We start from the raw sequence: 15552 nt of genomic DNA, 5'->3' as shown, positions 1-15552 counted from the left end.
AGAGGAGCCGCCGATCAGGCTGGCCCGGTCGCAACCGGCGGGCCGTTCTCGATGCCCCACTCCGACCACGAGCCGTCGTAGAGCGCGGTGTCGCGGATGCCGAGACGATAGAGCGCCAGCGTGAGCACCGCCGCCGACACGCCGGAGCCGCAGGAGGTCACGATCGGCTTGGCGAGATCGACTCCAGCGGCGCCGAATGCCTCGCGCAACTGGTCGAGCGGCCTCATCACGCCGGTCGTCGCGTCGAACAACTCCGCATAGGGCAGATTGCGGCTGCCGGGGATATGGCCGGATCGGAGGCCGGGCCGCGGCTCGGCGACCTCGCCCGCGAAGCGCGGCGCCTGCCGTGCATCGATCACCTGCTCGGCATTGCCAGCGAGATTGGCAACCATCTGCTCGATCCGGCGCACGCGCGCGGCATCGAATTTCGCGCTGTAAGTGCCGAGCGCCGCCGTGACCTGTCCGCTCTCGACCGGGCGTCCCTCAGCCATCCACTTCTTCAGCCCGCCCTCGAGCACGCGCACATCCGTGTGGCCGAATGACAGGAACATCCACCAGGCGCGCGGCGCGGCGACCCAGCCGCCGGAATCATAGACCACTACCGTATCGCCATTGCTGACGCCGAGCCGACCAGCGTCGCGGCCGAACTGCTCGGCGCTCGGATACATGTGCGGCAGCGGATTGGAATGGTCGGAGACCTCGTCGACGTCGAAGAACACGGCGCCGGGGATGTGCGCCTTCAGATAATCGTCCTTCGGCAGCGGCAGCACACCCGGCATCTTGAAGGTCGCGTCGAGCACCTTCACCGTGGGATCGCCCAGATGCGCAGCGAGCCAGTCGGTGGAGACGAGAGGGTCGTTGGGGGTGGTCATGCGTGGCTCCGCGGTCACTTTCGGTCCTCATGGCCGGACTTGATCCGGTCATCCATCTTCTTCAAGCGATGGACACGCGGGTCAAGCCCGCGCGTGATGGGCAGCGATCAATCCTTCTTCTTCGGCACCCAGGCCTCGACCGGCCCGCCGGCGTCCCGCCACGCCGCGAAGCCGCCGCCGATATGGGCGACCGGTTTCAGGCCCATGTCCTGCGCGGTCTTGGCAGCGAGCGCTGAGCGCAGGCCGCCAGCGCAGTGGAAGATGAACGTCTTGTCCTCTTGGAAGATCGCCTTGGCATAGGGGCTCTGCGGATCGATCCAGAACTCCAGCATGCCCCGCGTACAGGAGAACGCGCCGGGGATCCTGCCCTCGCGCTCGATCTCGCGCGGATCGCGGATATCGACGATGACGACGTCATCGCGCTTGGCGGCCTCGATTGCCTCAGCCGCAGAGAGCGTGGCGATCTCGGCATTGGCTTCGTCGAGCAGCGCCTTGATGCCGCGGGTGATGGTCTGGGGCATTCTCTCGTTTCCTCTTGGCGTCATTCCGGGCCGATGCGAAGCATCGAACCCGGAATCTCGAAGTGGCAACCCAATGTCGGGATTCCGGGTTCGCCCTTCGGGCGCCCCGGAATGACAGCATCACCGCACCAGCTCCTTCATCGCCGCTTCCAGACCCTCGATCGTGATCGGATACATGCGCTCGGAGAAGATGCGGCGGATGAGGGTGGTGGACTCCGAATAGTCCCAATGCTTCTGCGCCACCGGATTGAGCCACACCGCGTGTGGATAGGTGCGAATGACGCGGTCGAGCCACACCGAGCCCGGCTCTTCGTTGACGTGCTCGACCGAGCCGCCGGGCACCATGATCTCATAGGGCGACATCGACGCGTCGCCGACGAACACGACCTTGTAGTCGTGCGGGTACTTATGCAGCACGTCCCAGGTCGGCGTGCGATCGGTGAAACGCCGCTTGTTCTGCTTCCACACGCCCTCATAGAGGCAGTTGTGGAAGTAGAAATATTCCATGTGCTTGAATTCGCTCTTGGCGGCCGAAAACAGCTCCTCGACCTGCGCAACGTGCGAATCCATCGAGCCGCCGATGTCGAAGAACACCAGCACCTTCACCGCATTGCGCCGCTCAGGGCGCATATGCACGTCGAGATAGCCGTGGTTGGCGGTCTCGCGGATCGTGGTGTCCAAGTCGAGCTCGTCGGGCGCACCGGTGCGGGCGAACTTGCGCAGCCGGCGCAGCGCCACCTTGATGTTGCGGATGCCGAGCTCGACATTGCCGTCGAGATCCTTGAACTCGCGCCGGTCCCACACCTTCACCGCACGGTTGTTGCGGTTCTTCTCCTGGCCGATGCGGACGCCTTCGGGATTGTAGCCATAGGCGCCGAATGGCGAGGTGCCGGCGGTGCCGATCCACTTGCTGCCGCCCTGGTGACGGCCCTTCTGCTCTTCCAGACGCTTCTTCAAGGTCTCCATGAGCTTGTCCCAGCCCATGGCCTCGATCTCCTTTTTCTCCTCCTCGGTAAGGTATTTCTCGGCCAGCTTCTTCAGCCATTCCTCGGGGATTTCGGCCTTCTCCATCGCATCGAGCAGGTTCTCCAGCCCCTTGAATACGGTGCCGAACACGCGATCGAACTTGTCGAGATTGCGCTCGTCCTTCACCAGCGCGGTGCGCGAGAGATAGTAGAAGTTCTCGACCGAATGCTCGGCGAGGTCGGCGTCGACGGCCTCCATCAGCGTGAGATATTCACGCAAGGAGACCGGGACCTGCGCGTCGCGCAGCGCTGTGAAGAATTGCAGGAACATGCCCATTAGATCGCGCGGCCGGGAGGGCACGTCAAGGGCCGCTCCACGTCCCGCGCTGGACCCGCCGGCATTTTGCTCTACAATCCCTGGAACAACAGGCGAAATGGGGGCTTTCATGGGTATCATTGCAGCGCTGATCATCGGCGCCATCGCGGGCTGGCTGGCAGGGCTGATCGTGCGCGGCGCCGGTTTCGGCCTGATCGGCAACATGGTCATCGGCATCATCGGCGCGCTGGTCGCAAGCTACGTGCTGCCGGCACTGCACATTGCGCTCGCCAGCGGCACGCTGGGGACGATCCTGGACGCCACGATCGGCGCCGTCATCGTGCTCGTGATCCTCTCATTGATCAGGCGCGCTTGATTATTTCTGCTTCCGATGGCAGCCATCATCTCAAAGCCGCAGCGGCGTTGCCGCTGCGTAGCCACTCAACACAAGTTCGAACGATGAGCGAGACGCGATGAAATTTACCGGCACCCAGGACTACGTCGCCACCGACGACCTCAAAGTGGCCGTCAATGCGGCGATCGTGCTCGAGCGCCCGTTGCTGGTGAAGGGCGAGCCGGGGACGGGCAAGACCGTGCTGGCCGAGGAAGTCGCAAAGGCCGTCAACGCGCCGCTGCTCACCTGGCACATCAAGTCGACCACCAAGGCGCAGCAGGGCCTTTACGAATACGACGCAGTGTCGCGGCTGCGCGACAGCCAGCTCGGCGACAGCAGGGTGTCCGACATCAAGAACTACATCAAGCGCGGCAAGCTGTGGGAGGCCTTCACGGCCGAGCAGCGGCCGGTGCTCTTGATCGACGAGATCGACAAGGCCGACATCGAGTTCCCGAACGACCTGCTGCTCGAGCTCGACCGGATGGAATTCCACGTCTACGAGACCAACGAGACCATCAAGGCGAAGCTGCGCCCGATCGTCATCATCACGTCCAACAACGAGAAGGAGTTGCCGGATGCGTTCCTGCGCCGCTGCTTCTTCCACTACATCAAGTTCCCCGATCCGGATACGATGGGCCGCATCGTCGACGTGCACTTCCCTAACATCAAGAAGCGACTGGTCGAGGAGGCCCTACGCATCTTCTTCGAGGTCCGCGACGTGCCCGGCCTGAAGAAGAAGCCGTCGACCTCCGAGCTGCTGGACTGGCTCAAGCTGCTGCTCAACGAGGACATCGGACCCGAGCAGTTGCGCGAGCGCGATCCGCGCAAGCTGATCCCGCCGCTGCACGGTGCGCTGCTCAAGAACGAGCAGGACGTGCACCTGTTCGAGCGGCTCGCCTTCCTCAGCCGGCGCGAGGTGTGAGGCGCCCGGCTCAATCCGACGGGGCCGAACGCGTCATTGCGGCGCCGTCCTCTCGATCAGGCGTCCGAGCGCGCGCATGATCCCATCGACGGCAATCGGCTTCTCGCAGCGGAGGATCTTCGAGAAGCGGTCCGGGATGATCGATTCGTCATAACCGGTGGTGAAGACGAAGGGCACGCCGCGCTCGACAAGCAGATCGGCGACCGGAAACGCCATGTCGCCGCGCAGGTTCACGTCGAGAACGGCGCCTTCGATCCGCCCCTCGCGTTTGATCAACGCGAGCGCATCAGGGACGGTTCCGACCGGGCCCAGGATCGTGCCACCGGCGCCGCCGAAGGCGCAGCGCAGCTCGTCGGCAAGCATGTATTCGTCCTCGACGATGAGGATATGACGGTCGCGAAGCGAGCGTTCAGGCATGCTCATCGAGCTCCAGTGTGGTGAGCGAAACGGGAATCGATATCGTGCAACGGACACCGTCGGATTCGAAAGTGTATGAGGTCCTCGCGCTGAGCTGATAGGGCAAGGCCTGTTCGATCAGCTCGCGCCCTTGTCCGGTGCCGCTGGGCATCGTGGCTGGCGGCGGCATGTCGACGCCGCTCTCGCGCCACTCGATGTGCAGCCAGGGTCGTCCCTCCGCGCCTTCGCACTCGAGCGACCAGACCACGCAGAGCCGGCCGGACGGCTGCGCCAACGCACCATACTTGACCGCGTTGGTGGCGAGCTCGTGCAGCGCCATGGCAAGGGTCTGAACCGTCGACGACCGCAGCCGAACGCCGGACGGCCCCGAAAGCTCGATGCGCTCGGAACCGCCGGCGACAGCAGACAGCTCGCTGCGGATCAGATCGTCGAAGGTGACGCGATCATGCTCCTTGAGGCGCGACAGCAGGCCCTGGGCGCGCGACAGCGTATCCAGCCTATCACGGAAGCGGGCGCGAAAATCGCCGAGATCGGTGCTCGCGCGCGCCGTCTTGTCGGCCATCGAGCGGACCACGCCGAGCAGGTTGCGGGTGCGATGCTGCAGTTCGGCGACCAGCACCTTCTGCCGCTCCTCCCATTCGCGCCGCTCGGTCACGTCGACCATGGCGCCGGTCATGCGGATCGGTCGTCCCGCGTCGTCATAGAAGAAGCGCCCACGGCCGTACAGGCAGCGAATTGCGCCGCCCGGATGCACTACGCGAAACTCGCTGACATATTCCTGGTGCGCCTCCATCGCGCGGTGAAGCGCGGCTTCGGCTGCGGGACGATCGTCGGGATGGATGCGCGCGGCCCAGGCCTCGTAGCTCGGGGTCAGTTCGCCAACACCATAGCCTTCCATGCGAAAGTGCTCGTCCGACCAATACACCTCGCCTGTCGCGACGTTCCAGTCCCACAGGCCGAGCCGCCCCACCTCGACCGCGCTGCGCAGGCGCTCCTCGCTCTTGCGCAACTCCCGTTCGGCCTTGTTCTGCTCGGAGATGTCGCGCGCCGTTCCGAACCACTCGATGATCTCGCCGTTACGCCCGAGAATGGGGATGGCGCGCGAATGGATCCAACCGAGGCTGCCATCGATCCGGATGACACGGTGCTCCAGCTCGAACATGCTCTTCGTCGCAACGACCCTGCTGATCGCCGCCATCACCTGCGGCTGATCGTCCTGATGAATGTATTTCGCGAGCCAGCCCTGGCTCGGCTTCATCGTATCGGCAATGAAGTCCTTGCCCTGCAACTGGCGCATCTCCCGCCAGTCAGGACTCATGCGATAGACGACGTCGGAGCTCGCCGTCACGAAAGCGCGATAGCGCTCCTCGCTGGCACGCAGCCGCTCCGTCGCCTCGGCACGCAGCCGGGCCATCTTGAGATGCGCCTCGACGCGCGCCAGCAGTTCACGCGCACTGAACGGCTTGATGAGATAATCATCCGCACCGGCCTCCATGCCTTCGACGCGGCTCTCTTCTGCGGCCCGGGCCGACAGCAGGATCACCGGGATGGTGCCGACCTGTTCATCGGCGCGCAGCCGGGCGAGCAACTGCATGCCATCGATGCGCGGCATCATCACGTCCGACAAAACGAGGTCGGGTTTGTCGCGGGCGATGGCCGCGAGCGCGGCTTCACCATCGGCGACGGTCTCGACATCGTAGCGCGCTGCGAGCAGGCGGCGGACATAGTCGCGCATGTCGGCATTGTCGTCGGCCAGGAGGATGCGGGGGCGCGGCCCGGCCCTGTTGGCGGAGGGGGCGGGGACGTCGATGTCCCGAACGGCATGCGCATCGAGCGGCGGCGTATCCGGCAGCCAGCGCAACGCCTCCTCGATGAAGGGGCGCTCACCGCGGAGCATCGGCTCCTGCGCTGGCGCCGCGTCGACCTGGTCGGACGGCAGATGGCTTCGTCCCCTGGGAATTCCGACTACGAACGTGCTGCCCTGCCCGGCTTCGCTGGTCGCTGCGACGGATCCACCGTGCAGCTCGGCGAGCTCGTGCACAAGCGCGAGCCCGATGCCCGAGCCTTCATGGGTGCGGCCGCGCGCGCCGGCGACGCGATGGAAACGGTCGAAAAGTCGCGGCAGCTCGTGCTGCGGGATGCCGGTTCCGGTGTCCTTCACGCTCAGCTCGAAATGACGATCGCAGGTGACTAGCTGTGGAGCCTCAGGAGGTTGTCCTCGGTTAAACCGAGTCTGCTGATAGGCGGCTGGGAGTTTATGCCGCCGTGAGGCCGGTGCCAATTATACTGGTGCAGCCAGATGGGCAGTTGCGCGGCGCGCTGATCGGAAGTGGGATAGGTGTGTGCATAGGCCCACTCCCGGAGCGCTGTCTGGATAAAGCGCTCAGCCTTGCCATTGGTTCTGGGCGTGTAGGGCTTGGTGCGGATATGCTTGAGACCAATATCGCGGCAGGCCTTATCGAAATCGAAGCCGATATAGCAGCCACCGTTGTCGGTCATGACGCGGGTGACGGTAACGCCCAAGCTCTTGTAGTGAGCGACAGCGGCCTTGAGAAACGCAACAGCACTCTCGGCGGTCTGATCAGGCTTGAGCTGTGAAAAGGCGACACGGGAGTGGTCATCGATGCAGACATGCATGTACTCCCAGCCAAGTCCGCGACAATGACTATAGCCGTTCCGATTGCCGGTGACGCGATGGCCGCTTTGCGCGAAACGGCCGAGCTTTTTGATATCGATATGGATCATCTCGCCCGGCGCAGCGTGCTCATAGCGACGCACGGGTTCGATCGGCTCCAGATCACGGATTCGGTTCAACCCCAGTCGTCGCAGAACGCGGCTGACCGTGGCCGGCGACACCTTAACCTCAGCCGCAATCTGCTTGCCCGTGTGGCGCTGACGGCGCAAAGCCTCGATAGCGGTACATGTGGCAGCAGTGGTTTGGCCTGGCGATGAGTGCGGTCTGGAGGAGCGATCGAGCAATCCCTCGACACCTTCCTCGCGGAACCGCTTCACCCATTTGGCTACGGTCTTCGGCGTCGTATTGTACTGGTAAGCAGCTTCAGCATAGCTCAGCCCACCCTCAACGACACTCCGCACCATCGCCTCTCGACCTTTCGGTGTCATAGGCGCATTCTTGTGGACGTCCATCTGGTCTCTCCTTGGAACACTGAAGCTTCGCAACCTCAGCTTCCTCGGTTCAGACCGGATGGACAACCTCCTGGAAGACCACAACTAGCCGGACCTCGATGTCGCCCGTGAAGGTGAACTTGAACGCGTTGGACAGCAGGTTGAGGACGATCTTCTCCCACATTTCGCGATCGACATAGGCCGGCTCCGGCAGCGGCGGGCAATCCACGATCAGCCTGAGGCCAGCGGCCTCGATCGCCGAGCGGAAGGTGCTGGCGATCTCCGCAGTCAGGCTCGCGAGGTCGACCGGCGCGTAGACTGCCTGCATCCTGCCGGCCTCGATCCGCGAGAAATCCAGCAGCGTGTTGACCAGCTTGAGCAGCCGCAAGGCATTGCGCTGGGCGATCTCCAACCGGTTGCGATCCGCCGGCGGCAAGCTCTGCGACCGCAGCAGGACATCTTCGAGCGGACCGAGCATCAGCGTCAGCGGCGTGCGGAACTCGTGGCTGACATTGGCGAAGAACGCGGTCTTGGCCCGATCGATCTCGGCGAGCGTCTCGGCGCGGCGCCGCTCCTGCTCATAGGCCAGCGTCTCGGCGAAGGCGCTGCCGAGCTGAGCGGCCATCAGATCGAAGAAGCCCTGGTGCTCGGCATCGAGGGCGCGGCGCGGATTGACGCCACAGATCAGGATCGCCGTCGCCTGCTCCCGGCCCGTGGCAACCGGCAGCGCAAGCGCCAGCTGTGGCGGCTCGGGCCATGCGCCGGTCGGCACGCCGGCAAATTTCGCACGATCCAGCACGACGCGAATCGGTGCCGCCGCACGCGCCGCCTCCCGGATCGGCCACAGCGCGCCTCCGTTGCCGTCGAGGGCAATCTGCGCCGGCGCGATCGCGCTGTCCGGCTGCACCCCCGCAGCGCTCAACAGCCGTGCCGATCGCTGGTCCTCGCTGAGCTGGTAGATCACCGCAAACGGGACGTCATGCGGATTCTCGGCGAGGACATCGGTGGCTTCGCGACAAGCATGGGCCAGACTGTCGGCACGGCCGCGCGCGGCGAGATCGCGCAAGGTCCGCATGCGGCGCTCGCCCACGACCCGGGCCGTCGTCTCGATGACGGGAGTGAATACGCCGCCGACGCCGCCAGTCTCATCGCGAATCGGCGAATAGGAGAACGAAAAATAGGTCTCTTCCAGGTAGCCATGGCGGTCGATGAACAGCGGCATGTCGCGTGAGCGGGTCGCTTCGCCAAGCCCAACGACCTGTCGCAACATCGGGCCGATGACCTCCCAGATCTCGGACCATACCGCGCGCCCTGGCGCCCCCAGCGCGGCGGGATGCTTCTGCGAGCCGAGGATCGGGCGATACTCGTCATTGTAGAGCATGACGAGCTCCTGGCCCCACCAGATCAGGATCGGGAACGCGCAGTCCAGGCAGGTGCTGACCGACGTGCGCAACGACTGAGGCCAGCTCTCGGGCGGCCCCAACGGCGTCCGTGACCAATCATGGATGCGCATGAGCGCTCCCATCTCGCCGCCACCCTGCAGGAAGTCGGCCCCGCGCGCGAACGCCTGAAACGTCGCGCGACCGGCATCCGAATGCTGGTTCACTCCTGGTCCCTTTTGTGGTCCCTTTTGGCCCCTTTTTCGCCGCACAGTATCGCGAAATGCGCGCGGGCGCCAAGCACGGGCCCGAACGAGCGACAAGCGCATCGACGGGGAACTCGGCGGCGTGGCGGGTTCCATCTGTCCATCCACAGCCGATCCCGCATTTTGGGACAGTCCACCGCAAACGCTCGACGTGCGCGCCTGCGCTTGTTAAGCGCCAGCCTCTGCGTGAGGCGGGGTTGAGTCGGGGCACATGACGGTTGCGATCGAGATGGGGCAGACGGCGGCGGGATCGCCTGCAGCTCTCGACCTCGAGGAACTCCTGGCGACCCGGCTCCTGGTGCAGGGCAATTCCGGCTCCGGCAAGTCGCATCTCTTGCGCCGCCTGCTGGAGCAGAGCGCGCCCTGGGTGCAGCAGACGATCATCGATCCGGAGGGCGACTTCGTCACGCTCGCCGAGCGATTCGGCCATCTCGTGATCGCGGCCGAGGATCACACCGAGCGCGCGCTGCAGGTCGCCGGCGAACGGGCGCGGATGCATCGCGTCTCGACGGTCCTCAACCTCGAAGGCCTCGATGCCGAGAATCAGATGCGGCGCGCGGCCGCCTTTCTCAACGGCCTGTTCGAGATCTCCCGCGACCACTGGTACCCGATGCTCGTCGTGGTCGACGAGGCCCAGCTGTTCGCACCGGCGGTCGCGGGCGAAGTCTCCGACGAGGCCCGCAAGGCTTCGCTCGGCGCGATGACCAACCTGATGTGCCGCGGCCGCAAGCGCGGCTTGGCGGGCGTGATCGCGACGCAACGACTGGCGAAGCTCGCCAAGAACGTCGCGGCCGAGGCCTCGAACTTCCTCATGGGCCGCACCTTCCTCGACATCGACATGGCCCGCGCCGCCGACCTGCTCGGCATGGAGCGGCGCCAGGCCGAGGCGTTCCGCGACCTCGAGCGCGGCCAGTTCATGGCGCTGGGCCCTGCGCTGTCGCGCAGGCCGCTGGGCCTGCGCATCGGCCCGACCGACACCAAGCCGCGCAACGCGACGCCGCGGCTGATGCCGCTGCCGGAGGCCTCGCTCGAGGACGCCCGCGCGGTGATTCTCGCCGCACCGCCGCCCGAGACGAACGCGAGGCCGCAGCGCAAGCCGCAGCCCGAGCTGCTCGACCAGTTGATGGCGGCGAAGTCCGCCGCGCTCGAGCTGCGCCCCGAACCGCCGGCGCCCGCCGTCAGCGAGGAGGAGCTCGCCGAGCGCCGCGCCCGCGTCGAGCGCGTGCTGCGCGCCGTGCTGGCCGAGCCCGACGCCGGCTTCCGCGCCGTCGGCGTGCTCTATCAGGAGTTCGTCGTCCGCTGCCGCATCGAGGGGCTGGGCACGGCGGTGCCCGACCTCAACGAGTTCCGCCGCATGCTGACGCGCGCCCGCGCGGGGCTCGGCGGCGACGAGACGGCCGACGACGCCGGCTGGCGGGACGTCACGCTGCGCGCCTCGCTGCTCCCAGAGGACATGCAAGGCGTGTTCATGATGATCGCCCGCGCCGCCAAGGACGGCCGCCCCTGCCCGAGCGATGCCGCGATCGCCCGCGCCTATGGCTCGCACTCGTTGCGCCGGGCGCAGCGCCTGCTGACCTATATCGAGGACCAGGGCCTCATCGTCTGTCAGCTCGATGGCGCCGGCCGCCGCATCGTCACTTTGGTCGAACTCGCCTGGGCCACCGCGCCGGGTGATCCCAATGCCGACGACGCCGAGCAAAGTCTCGTCACCCCATCATCTTGAGGGTGCGCCCGGATCGCTCCGGGCGCACCCCGATATCGTTCGCGATCAGGTCGCGGCGATCCTGCCCATCGCCGGGTCGCTGATGCTGGGCCGTCCGTTCTCGACATGACCCGCGAGCTGCCAGCTGAAGTTGGCATCGGTATCAGTCGTGACCGTCAGATCGTACCAGCCATGGGTCTGCTGCAGGCGAACCCGCGTCTCGAGCCGCTGTCCGCGCTGCAGGCGGTGCCGCTCGCTGCGTCCGGTGTAGTTGTCGGCCAGCGTCACGACGCAGCTCGCCCCCTTGTTGGTGAGCGCGATCGCGAGGCTGCGCGTGTCGTCGCCGTCGTCCCAATCGCAGAGATGGACGGTATCGACATCGACCAGCGCCGCGGTGGTGGCGACGCCGCCCTTGAAGTGGCGGAAGAAGCCGTTCGGCCCGTACACCGACAGATCGTACTGGCCGGCGCTGGCCGCGAGGTCCCATGCGCCCCGCAGCGACTTGCCTGCCTCGACGGTGTAGCTCCACGGTCCGGCCGCGGTGTTGCCGGAGCGGACGTGGAAGCAGACGCCCGCCTGCCCCGGATTGACGAAGCGGATCGCAAACGTCCTGTGCGCGGCGTCGGCATCGCCGTCGACGCGGAGATCGTAGGGCAGCGCGCGCGCCGGGCGGATGCCTGGTTCCTGCAGCGGCAACACCTGCTTGGCCGGCGGCACCGGGTGGTAGTCGTCGAAACGCGTACCGGAGGTGATGTCCGCGACCGGCGGCTTGAAGCCGGCCGTGCTCGGCAGCGGTGCCATGCCTTCGTTGGGCGAGGTGAAGTTGAACGCCGAGGTGAGATCGCCGCACACCGCGCGCCGCCAGGCCGGGATGTTGCTCTCAAACAAATCAGGCGCCTTGTGATGGAAGCGGCGCTCGATGAAGCGGATCACCGAGGTGTGGTCGAACACTTCCGAGCACACGAAACCCCCGCGCGACCACGGCGACACCACCAGCATCGGCACGCGGACGCCGAGGCCGTAGGGACCGGCAACGTGGCTGCCATCGCCGGCGAAGAGGTCCGTGCTGACATCGACGGTCGACTGTCCCCAGGCCTGCGACATCGCCGGATACGGACCGACGACATGGTCGAAGAAGCCGCCGCCTTCGTCGTAGTTGATGAGCAGCGCGGTCTTGCTCCACAGTTCCGGATTCGACGTCAGGATGTCGAGCACCTTGGAGATGTACCAGGCGCCCGGCCCCGGCAGCCAGTTCGGATGCTCGCTGAACGCTTCGGGAGCTGCGATCCATGACACCTGCGGCAGCGTGCCGTTGCGCACGTCGTTGCGCAGCCCGTCGAACAGGTTCTCGAACGTGCCGCCCTTGGCGATGTTGCTGCCGCGCAGCGCCTTCTCGTACAGCGGGCTGCCCGGCTGCGAGTTCTGATACTGGTGGAAATACAGCAGCGAGTTGTCGCCGTAATTGCCGATCCACGGATTCTGGGTCCAGCCCCAGAAGCCTTCCGCCGTCAGGCCGAGACCGATGTCCTGGTAGACCTTCCAGGAGATGCCGGCCTTCTCCAGCCGCTCCGGGAACGTGGTCCAGTCGTAGCCGGCTTCCGCATTGGTGATGACCGGGCCGCCGCCCTTGCCGTCGTTGCCGTCCCAGCCGGTCCACAAGTAGTAGCGGTTCGGATCGGTCGGCCCCATCACCGAGCAGAAATAGGAATCGCACACCGTGAAGGCGTCGGCGAGCGCATAGTGCCAGGGCAGATCCTGCCGGTTCAAGCAGGTCATCGTCGTGGTGCCCTTGTTGGCGATCCACTTGTCGTAATTGCCGTTGTTCCAGGCCTTCTGGCCGTCGTTCCAGCCATGCGCCACGTCCTCGACATAGACCTGGCCGGCATTGTCGACGCGGAACGGCATCACCGATCCCGTGCCGCTCGGCTGCTGCCACACCGGGTTGCCGTTCGGCAGCTTCACGGCGCGCGGATCGTTGAAGCCGCGCACGCCGCGCATCGCCCCGAAGTAATGATCGAAGGCGCGGTTCTCCTGCATCAGCACAACGATGTGCTTGACGTCCTCGATGCTGCCGTGGCGGTTGAACGCCGGAATGGCATGCGCGCGCTCGATGCTCTGGCCGAGGGCCGCGGTCGCAGCCGACGCTCCGAGCAGCCGCAGGAACTCGCGCCGGTTGTGCGCGATCGTGTTCGACATCTCGTTCATTCCCCATGGTGATGACGGTGTCGAGCGACTTAGGTCGGCGCGTTAACAGCCGCGTGACCGGCCGGTAAAGGATGTGTGGCAGGCTTTTGACGCCGCGCGGCGGTGCGGCATTCGCGGCGGCGCGAAGGCGCCCTGCCGCGATCCGCGTCGAAGCCGCCATTGCCCTTGCGCCAGAGGCGAAAAGCTGAATGATCCGTTCGGGTTGAGACGACGACAGGCCGGGCCGCCCCCGGGTTTGGCGCGTTGCGTTCTTGAGGATGATTTGCATATGCCGACGTTGACGGTGCAAGCGGCGGGCCTGCAGGGAGCGCCGGTATGGATATGGCTGCAGGTCGTGTCCAACGGACTGGTCGCCAGCGCCTTCTTCACCATCGCCTTCGTGGTCGGCACGTTTCTGCGGCGGCGTTGGCGCGACGTGATGTTCCGCGGCATCGTCGGGGCGCTTGCGACCTTCGTGGCCGTCGTCGGCGTCACCCGCCTGCTCGCGATCGTCGATCTCTGGGTGCCGACCTCGACCATCACAGGCCTCATCAACATCTTTCTTGGCGTCACCTCGATCGGAATCATCGTCGTCATGATCAAGATGCTGCCGCAGCTTCTGGTGCTGCCGACGCGCATCACCTTGCAGAAGGCCTATGCGCAGCTCGAGGAGGAGATCCGGCAGCGCCGCGCAGCGGAGGCGATGGTGCGGCGATTCCAGGAGATCGAGGCCAACGAGGCCCAGGTCCGTCAGGCGCAGAAGATGGAGGCGATCGGCCAGCTCACCGGCGGCGTCGCGCACGACTTCAACAACATCCTGACCGTCATCACCGGGACGATCGAGATCCTCGCCGATGCGGTCAAGGACAAGCCCCAGCTCGCCGGCATCGCCGGCATGATCAGCGCCGCCGCCGAGCGCGGCGCCGATCTGACCCGGCACCTGCTTGCCTTCTCGCGCCGCCAGCCGCTGCAGCCCCGCGCCACCGACATCAATGCGCTCATCGTCGAAGCCGGCCGTCTGCTGCGCCCGACGCTCGGCGAGCAGATCGAGATCGAATCGATGCTGGCCCATGACAGCGCGCCGGCGCTGATCGATCCGAGTCAATTGTCGACGGCGATCCTCAACCTCGCGCTCAACGCGCGCGACGCGATGCCGGACGGCGGCAAGCTGACCTTGGAGACCAAGAACGTCACGCTCGACGAGCACTACGCGCAACTGAACCGCGACGCCAAGCCCGGAAGCTACGTCATGATCGCGGTCAGCGACACCGGCCAAGGCATTCCCGCCCCGCTGCTCGACAAGGTGTTCGAGCCGTTCTTCACCACCAAGGACGTCGGCAAGGGCTCGGGTCTCGGCCTCAGCATGGTCTATGGCTTCGTCAAGCAATCGAACGGCCACGTCAAGATCTACAGCGAGGAAGGCCACGGCACCACGGTGAAGCTCTATCTGCCGCGCGCCGCAGGCGCGCCGGAGCTGCCTGCCGCCGACACGTCCCGTCCGGCGGTGGCGCGCGGCGGCGAGACCATCCTGATCGTCGAGGACGATGCGCTGGTGCGCGACTACGTGGTCGCGCAGGTGCGCCGGCTCGGCTATCGCACGCTCGCCGCGAGCAACGCCGCCGAGGGCCTGGCGCTGATCGACAATCCGGAACGCATCGACCTGCTGTTCACCGACGTCATCATTCCAGGCGGCATGAACGGCCGCCAGCTCGCGATCGAGGCCGAGAAGCGCCGTCCCGGGCTGAAGGTGCTCTACACATCGGGCTACACGGAGAACGCGATCGTGCATCATGGGCGGCTCGATGCCGACGTGCTGCTGCTCGCCAAACCCTACGTCAGCGCCGATCTTGCGCGCATGATCCGCACTGCGCTGGAGGCGTGAGGCTGACATCGGTCGTTGCGGTCGCGATCCGACATCTGATCGACGTTTCCAACAGCCCATCCTCGCCATGTCTGTCATCACCCGCGAAGCCGGGCGTGACGGCGGAGCTTGTAGAGGCTCATGCTGATCTCACATCCGCCCATTCTGCTCATGAGTACACGCTCTCGCAGCTGATGAGGCCCGAGTGATGCGGCAGTCACGTCCCTCCCGAACAACGAGAGGGTGCAGGGAAGGCCGGGAGCTCGCCGCCCCCATGGCCCCGTGCGGAAAGAATGCACGGGGCAGGAACCACAGGTTCGGCCGAGACATCCCGGCCTTCCCTGCGCGATGGCTCTACGAATTATACGTGATCTCCCTGGGGATCGGCTGTCTTGCCCCCATCGTCCGCGCGTGCCATCAAGCAACGACCGCGGACTTGACCTCAGCGTCGAGAGGCCAGGACCACACGACTTCTCCGTACGCGCCGACTGCGCTCGTCCGGCGCAGCCATCACGTCCATCGCCCCCTACCTCCACGTATCGTGACGACGCGTACGTCCCTCTGCACGAGGCGGGTTGGGCAAGACCATCGGCCCGATTTGCCCGACGACGCAAGCCCGCGCGGCTG

At 65.8% G+C, this 15552-nt stretch carries 12 protein-coding genes; 4 read left to right on the top strand and 8 right to left on the bottom strand.

Annotated elements, in window-relative coordinates; genetic code table 11:
- Positions 1-14: 14 nt before the first annotated feature.
- The 3 genes from sseA to QW881_RS07950 all read right to left on the bottom strand — a co-directional run bounded on the left by sseA (position 15) and on the right by QW881_RS07950 (position 2689).
- A complete protein-coding gene (sseA, locus tag QW881_RS07960; protein WP_315755315.1) occupies positions 15-872 on the bottom strand; it encodes a 3-mercaptopyruvate sulfurtransferase in 858 nt (285 codons plus the stop codon).
- 107 nt (positions 873-979) lie between these two features.
- The gene (locus tag QW881_RS07955; protein WP_315755314.1) at positions 980-1393 is read right to left on the bottom strand and encodes a rhodanese-like domain-containing protein; all 414 of its coding nucleotides are present in this window, start codon (positions 1391-1393) and stop codon (positions 980-982) included.
- A 120-nt stretch (positions 1394-1513) separates the two neighbouring features.
- The gene (locus QW881_RS07950; protein ID WP_315755313.1) at positions 1514-2689 is read right to left on the bottom strand and encodes a VWA domain-containing protein; all 1176 of its coding nucleotides are present in this window, start codon (positions 2687-2689) and stop codon (positions 1514-1516) included.
- A 115-nt stretch (positions 2690-2804) separates the two neighbouring features.
- On the opposite strand from QW881_RS07950, the gene QW881_RS07945 reads away from it, so the two are divergent.
- Together QW881_RS07945 and QW881_RS07940 are read left to right on the top strand one after the other, a co-directional pair.
- Positions 2805-3050: a GlsB/YeaQ/YmgE family stress response membrane protein gene (locus QW881_RS07945; RefSeq protein ID WP_315738597.1), complete on the top strand. Its 246-nt coding sequence runs from the start codon at positions 2805-2807 to the stop codon at positions 3048-3050.
- Positions 3051-3147: 97 nt separating this feature from the next.
- Complete coding sequence (locus tag QW881_RS07940; protein ID WP_315717852.1) at positions 3148-3990, top strand: MoxR family ATPase; 843 nt, start codon at positions 3148-3150, stop codon at positions 3988-3990.
- Between the two features lie 33 nt (positions 3991-4023).
- On the opposite strand, the gene QW881_RS07935 is transcribed toward QW881_RS07940, so the two are convergent.
- Genes QW881_RS07935 through QW881_RS07920 form a run of 4 tightly spaced genes read right to left on the bottom strand, consistent with a single transcriptional unit; the run spans position 4024 to position 9139 of the window.
- Complete coding sequence (locus tag QW881_RS07935; protein ID WP_315755312.1) at positions 4024-4407, bottom strand: response regulator; 384 nt, start codon at positions 4405-4407, stop codon at positions 4024-4026.
- Complete coding sequence (locus QW881_RS07930; RefSeq protein ID WP_410052016.1) at positions 4400-6568, bottom strand: PAS domain-containing protein; 2169 nt, start codon at positions 6566-6568, stop codon at positions 4400-4402. Before QW881_RS07930 ends, QW881_RS07935 begins: the two co-directional genes overlap by 8 nt.
- Before the next feature lie 29 nt (positions 6569-6597).
- Complete coding sequence (locus QW881_RS07925; RefSeq protein WP_315755561.1) at positions 6598-7554, bottom strand: IS481 family transposase; 957 nt, start codon at positions 7552-7554, stop codon at positions 6598-6600.
- A 49-nt stretch (positions 7555-7603) separates the two neighbouring features.
- On the bottom strand, positions 7604-9139 hold the full coding sequence (locus QW881_RS07920; RefSeq protein WP_316158151.1) for a HAMP domain-containing sensor histidine kinase: 1536 nt from the start codon (positions 9137-9139) through the stop codon (positions 7604-7606).
- A gap of 250 nt (positions 9140-9389) precedes the next feature.
- On the opposite strand from QW881_RS07920, the gene QW881_RS07915 reads away from it, so the two are divergent.
- The gene (locus QW881_RS07915) at positions 9390-10901 is read left to right on the top strand and encodes an ATP-binding protein (RefSeq protein ID WP_315755309.1); all 1512 of its coding nucleotides are present in this window, start codon (positions 9390-9392) and stop codon (positions 10899-10901) included.
- A 45-nt stretch (positions 10902-10946) separates the two neighbouring features.
- Here QW881_RS07915 and QW881_RS07910 read toward each other — a convergent pair whose 3' ends face one another.
- Complete coding sequence (locus QW881_RS07910) at positions 10947-13076, bottom strand: phosphocholine-specific phospholipase C (protein WP_315755308.1); 2130 nt, start codon at positions 13074-13076, stop codon at positions 10947-10949.
- A 277-nt stretch (positions 13077-13353) separates the two neighbouring features.
- Here QW881_RS07910 and QW881_RS07905 point away from each other — a divergent pair, with 277 nt between their 5' ends.
- Complete coding sequence (locus QW881_RS07905) at positions 13354-14946, top strand: ATP-binding protein (RefSeq protein WP_315755307.1); 1593 nt, start codon at positions 13354-13356, stop codon at positions 14944-14946.
- Positions 14947-15552: the final 606 nt, after the last annotated feature.

The sequence above is a fragment of the Bradyrhizobium sp. SZCCHNS3016 genome (assembly GCF_032484535.1).
Classification (GTDB): domain Bacteria; phylum Pseudomonadota; class Alphaproteobacteria; order Rhizobiales; family Xanthobacteraceae; genus Bradyrhizobium.
Note: the sequence above shows the minus strand (reverse complement) of the source record. Positions and strands in the feature narration are given on the sequence as shown.